Raw genomic sequence first — 1,231 nt, forward strand, 5'->3', positions numbered from 1 at the left:
TTTGTGACATCCAGATGTCGTAGAGCGCATTTCTATCCAGCTCTGTAAATTCCATATCTGCCTCCGATAATTCAAGTGCCAATACACTCTCACACTTGCTTGAGATAAATGTTAGCGATAAGTCAGAGAACTTATAATTGATCGTTCGAATATTTGCGCTCAGCAAAGGTATGGCAAGGCTTGCACGCGTCCGCTTTCGATTCAAAATTCATCAGATAATAGTGATAAATGGATGAAATCCCGGAAATTACTGGGGTGATACTTCAATATCTGCTACCTTTCCCACCATGGTTCATCAGAAATAAAAGTTACTTATGTCACAGTGGTTTACCGATTTACAAAACTATGTACAAGCGCATAGTCAGGATTGGAGCGGAAGTGTTCTTTTTATCACGTTAGCCAGTTTTATCGCATGGATCGCTTGGCGAGTCATCCGTTCCCGTCTTGCAATTCTTGTCGAGAAAACCCCTTTTCATTGGGATAACATGTTGCTTGATGCGCTCAAAGCGCCAGTGAGCACACTCATTTGGTGTTGGCCTGCTACGGTGTCACTCGGCATCATTTTAGAAAGCGAACTGAATGACAAGATCAATTGGCTGAGCACGCTCAAGCTGATTCTTATTATCAGCGTCTTCGTATGGACCGTCATGCGGCTGATCACCAATATCGAAGATTTCGTTCTGGAACAGAAAAACCGAGACGAAACCACCGTTCAAGCCATCGCGAAAGTCGGGCGATTATTCATCATCACTATCGGCGTATTAACCATCATGCAGGCATTTGGCTTGTCTCTGTCTGGTCTGCTGACGTTTGGTGGTGTGGGTGGCTTAATCGTAGGTCTTGCTGCAAAAGATTTGCTGTCGAACTTCTTCGGTGGTTTGATGATTTACTTCGATCGTCCATTCAAAGTAGGCGATTGGATTCGCTCTCCAGATCGTCAAATCGAAGGCACCGTTGAGCGCATTGGCTGGCGCATGACCAGCATCCGCACGTTTGATAAACGCCCACTTTATGTGCCGAACTCCGTGTTTAGCAACATCGTGGTTGAAAACCCTTCCCGAATGCTAAACCGTCGAATCTACGAAGTGGTGGGCTTGCGTTATGATGATGCCGACAAAGTGCCAGAAATCATCACCGCAGTGCGCGAAATGTTAAAGAACCACAAAGATATCGATACGCGCCAAACCTTGATTGTGAACTTTGATACCTTTGGCCCATCATCGTTGAACTT

The 1,231-nt window shown here is 45.2% G+C and carries 1 protein-coding gene; it reads left to right on the forward strand.

What is annotated here, in order from left to right:
- Positions 1–314: 314 nt before the first annotated feature.
- A partial coding sequence (locus R7P72_RS24950; protein WP_318110951.1) for a mechanosensitive ion channel family protein occupies positions 315–1,231 on the forward strand: 917 nt, incomplete at its 3' end.

It is taken from the genome of Vibrio sp. Vb0888, assembly GCF_033338835.1.
Lineage (GTDB): Bacteria > Pseudomonadota > Gammaproteobacteria > Enterobacterales > Vibrionaceae > Vibrio > Vibrio alginolyticus.